Here is a 3873-nt window from a genome sequence, read left to right as displayed (position 1 = left end):
TCGCCATATTCTTCTTGAGGGTGATGACCAGATCCTCGGCGTTCATACCTGCTCCAATGCCGTGGTTGCTGGTTTCATTATACCACGGTGGCATCACCTATATGTCAATTCTGGTCTAACAGAGCCATGGGAAAAGCTTCGGGTGAACGGGGCCTCCTTCGTTAACTCGCTACAGGGTTACTGGGCTGAATTCATTTTTTTGACTACCGTTCGACGGTGTTGATGGCTCCCTTGTTGGGGCTTTCTTTTTATCTCGCTACAATGGGCTTCAAGAGTTCTAATGACTTGGAGTTTGGTATGGCTGTTATTAATGTGCTGCCTTCGGATGGGAAGGTTATTGACGAGGGTCCTGTTGGTTGCTCTGTTGATGTTTGCTGTGATGACTTTCGTCATCTCGATATTGGACTGCCGCCCGAGATTCTTCGACTCAAGGATGCCGGCTATTTGACGCAGGCTGTTGCGGCTTGTGATCGCCTTTTGGAGCAGAACCCCGAGCCTTCGCTGGCTGCTTGTGTTCGTGCCGAGCGGTATCGCATGCTTGAGACGCCGCTTCATTTTTCGGTGTCGCGCGATCGAGCTATTGCGATGATTCGCGAGGAGTGGCCTGAGTTTACCGAGGAGCAGTTTGACGATCTGATTGACCGTAAGCGTATTGACTGGCGCTTTATCGACGGCGAGCTGTTCGTTCTCGACAACTTCCTCGATTCGCTTCGCGTATATCCCAAAGAGGTCCCCGGCATGCGTTCCGATCCTACGGACGGAATTGCACTGCGCAACGAGATGCTCAAGGAGATGGAATCGCAAAACGGATTGGCTCGCGTCATTACGCTTAAAGCGTCTGTGTCTGTCCCCGGCGCTCTGGAGGGGGAGACCGTTTGCGCTTGGCTTCCCGTCGCGGCTGCCTGCCGTCAGCAGTCTCGGGTCGAGATTCTCGACATGACGCCGGAGGGTGCCATTGCTCCCGCGAACGCTTCGGCGCGTACCGCCTCGTGGTCTTCTTCGAGTGAATGCTCATTCTCGGTGACCTATCGTTATCACATCGATGCTGCTTATTGTGATGTCTACGGTGGCACACTTCCGGTTCATCCGCGTATGGACGCGCCTCTGCCCGAGGATATTTCCGAGGACCGTCCGCACATTGCATTTACGCCGTACCTGCAGCAGCTGACGGCCAGTGTTGTTGGCGGACTCGAGGATCCGCTCGATCGCGCCCGTGCTATCTATGATTATCTGACGCAGTATGTCGACTATCGCTATCAACCGCCGTACTTGCTTTTGGGATCTATTGCCGATGACTGTGCGCATTCGCTCCGCGGCGATTGCGGCGTTATGGCGCTCACGTTTATCACCATGTGCCGCATCGCGGGGGTGCCTGCTCGTTGGCAGAGCGGCCTGTATGTTGCTCCCGATTCGGTGGGGCCGCACGATTGGGCTGAGTTCTATACGCCACAGACCGGTTGGCTTAACGCCGACATATCGTTTGGTTCCTCGGCGCGCAGGATGGGGGAGGAGTGGCGTCGCCAGCACTACTTTGGCAACCTCGACCCGTGGCGTATGGTGGCCAACAATCGATTCCAGGCTGAATTTGTGCCTGCTTTCGATGGCATGCGCGAGGATCCCTATGACAACCAGATGGGCGAGGCCTCGGTTGACGGACGTGGATGTCGTAAGCGGGAGATGTTGCGCAAGGTTGAGCTTATCGAAATGCTCGAAGTTCCATTTTCGGACTAATCAACAGAAAGCTGTGATAAACTAACTCACGCATTACGTGCCCGAGTGGCGGAATTGGCAGACGCAGTGGACTCAAAATCCACCGTTGGCAACAACGTGCGAGTTCGAGTCTCGCCTCGGGCACCATACATGCAAGTGAGCGTTCAAGGGGGTCAAGGCCCCCTATTTCGTGCCGAACTCGCGTGAGCGCGCGAAGCGTTAAGCAAACAGGCCTGTGGCCTGTTTGAAGCGGAGCGTGGCGAGGGCGCCATGCGCCCGAAGCCCGGGGCTTCGCGAAGCGAAGGCCCTTCGAGTCTCGCCTCGGGCACCATACATGCACCTGCGCTTCAAGGGGGGGGGTCAAGGCCCCTTTTTCGTGTACGTAATGTGATAGCGCGCGGTACGTGTTATTATTCGCAAGGCGTTGTTCCCACAATGCCCTAAAGAGGAACCCGAGGGTTCCCACCTTTTGGCGCCAATGAGCAGCTGACTGGTCATACAACTTAGATTCTCTTCCTCAAATCGAGGAAGTCTATGTGTACGACCTGGTTGCTGAGAAGCGCCGGGTTATTTTTTTATGAATGGAGGTAGGGAAAATAGCTAAGTCTGATGACACCCGCATCAACGACGAGATCACTGCATCTTCGTGCCGTTTGATTGGCGTCGATGGCTCTCAGCTCGGCCTGTTCGCCATCCGCGATGCCCAGCGCGTCGCCGACGATCAGGGTCTCGACCTGGTCGAGATCGCTCCCAACGCGGAGCCGCCGGTCTGCAAGGTCATGGACTACGGTAAGTTCAAGTACCAGCAGGCCATGAAGGCCAAGGCCGCTCGTAAGAACCAGTCTAAGGTCGAGGTCAAGGAAATGAAGTTCCGACCCAAGATCGACGTTGGCGACTACGAGACCAAGAAGGGCCACGTTCTGCGTTTCCTCAAGAAGGGCGCACGCGTTAAGATTACCATCATGTTCCGCGGCCGTGAGATGGCTCACCCGGAGCAGGGTCTTAACGTTCTCGAGCGTCTCGCCGAGGATCTCAAGCCTTACGCTACGGTCGAGTCCAAGCCTAAGATGGAAGGCCGTAACATGCTTATGCTGCTCGCCCCGATTAAGGGCGCCTTCGATGAGGATAAAGCGGCAAGCGATACCAAGTAACTAGTGTTCTGTAACCGATTAAGGAGTATTTCATGCCTAAGATGAAGTCCCACAGCGGCACCAAGAAGCGTTTCCGCAAGACTGGCACCGGCAAGCTTATGCGCGCCAAGGCTTTCAAGAGCCACATCCTGAGCAAGAAGTCCACCAAGCGTAAGCGTGGCTTCCGTCAGGAGACCGAGATTGCCGCTGCCGACCGCAAGGTCATCAAGTCGCGTCTCGCCTAAGTTCGCGTTCCCGTTTTTCGTTTTACCGTCTAGGAGTTGATAGAACATGGCACGTATTAAGCGCGCTGTTGCCGCCAAGAAGAAGCGCCGTACCGTTATGCACCGTGCGAAGGGTTACTACGGTGCCGCTTCGCGTACTTACAAGCATGCTAAAGAGCAGGTCCAGCACTCCCTGCAGTATCAGTATCGTGATCGCCGCAACAAGAAGCGCGAGATTCGTTCTCTCTGGATCACCCGTATCAACGCTGCTGCTCGCCTGAACGACATCTCTTACTCTCAGTTCATGCACGGCCTGAAGGTTGCCGGCATCGAGCTCGACCGCAAGGTCCTGGCTCAGATGGCTTACGAGGACATCGAGTCCTTCAACGAGCTGGCCACCATCGCCAAGAAGGCTCTCGAGGCCTAATAGATTCTCTTGAATCGCTAGGGGAGTGTCGCGTTGTGCGCGGCGCTCCCTCTTTTTATCTGAAGCGCTGGTTTATATTGCAAAAGCGCGAGTAGATAGACACTTACAGGTGACCGATCTTTATATATCTCTTAACCGAAGGGTCATCATCTGATACGTGCAGTATTTCTGCGCCCGCCTTTCTATGTCTTATATAGGAAGCGATATATTGTGTAGGACTTGTGAAGAGTGGAATTGACGTCCCACAGAGCTTCGCGGTCTGGCAATATATCTCCTTGCCGCGCGGCCCGGTGGAACCGGATCAGCCGCGGGGCGTGCACCTTGAGAACCGGATACTGCGAGGATGGACACTCACTTCAGTGTCGCATCCGGGCAGACATCG

General features: G+C 55.2%; 4 protein-coding genes and 1 tRNA gene. All 5 read left to right on the top strand.

The window, feature by feature from the left end:
- Positions 1–297: 297 nt before the first annotated feature.
- The 5 genes from AAAX59_RS09610 (at position 298) to rplT (ending at position 3491) form a co-directional block, all read left to right on the top strand.
- Positions 298–1731 carry a transglutaminase-like domain-containing protein gene (locus AAAX59_RS09610; protein ID WP_349071592.1) on the top strand — a complete coding sequence of 478 codons (1434 nt, stop codon included), beginning with the start codon at positions 298–300 and terminating at the stop codon, positions 1729–1731.
- 39 nt (positions 1732–1770) lie between these two features.
- Positions 1771–1857: transfer RNA gene (locus AAAX59_RS09605), tRNA-Leu, on the top strand.
- Between the two features lie 434 nt (positions 1858–2291).
- The gene (gene infC, locus AAAX59_RS09600; RefSeq protein ID WP_006234423.1) at positions 2292–2861 is read left to right on the top strand and encodes a translation initiation factor IF-3; all 570 of its coding nucleotides are present in this window, start codon (positions 2292–2294) and stop codon (positions 2859–2861) included.
- Positions 2862–2893: 32 nt separating this feature from the next.
- Entirely contained in the window at positions 2894–3085 is a 192-nt protein-coding gene (gene rpmI, locus AAAX59_RS09595) for a 50S ribosomal protein L35 (protein WP_006234422.1), read from the top strand.
- 46 nt (positions 3086–3131) lie between these two features.
- Entirely contained in the window at positions 3132–3491 is a 360-nt protein-coding gene (rplT, locus tag AAAX59_RS09590; protein ID WP_006234421.1) for a 50S ribosomal protein L20, read from the top strand.
- The last annotated feature ends 382 nt before the right edge of the window (positions 3492–3873 follow it).

It is taken from the genome of Collinsella sp. CLA-ER-H2 (assembly GCF_040092405.1).
GTDB lineage: Bacteria > Actinomycetota > Coriobacteriia > Coriobacteriales > Coriobacteriaceae > Collinsella.
The sequence above is the reverse complement of the archived record's forward strand: the minus strand, read 5'-3'. Positions and strand labels throughout refer to the sequence as shown.

Coding starts and splice junctions, on each gene's coding strand:
- AAAX59_RS09610 (WP_349071592.1), top strand. CDS start 298: ATGGCTGTTATTAATGTGCTGCCTTCGGATGGGAAGGTTATTGACGAG.
- infC (WP_006234423.1), top strand. CDS start 2,292: ATGGAGGTAGGGAAAATAGCTAAGTCTGATGACACCCGCATCAACGAC.
- rpmI (WP_006234422.1), top strand. CDS start 2,894: ATGCCTAAGATGAAGTCCCACAGCGGCACCAAGAAGCGTTTCCGCAAG.
- rplT (WP_006234421.1), top strand. CDS start 3,132: ATGGCACGTATTAAGCGCGCTGTTGCCGCCAAGAAGAAGCGCCGTACC.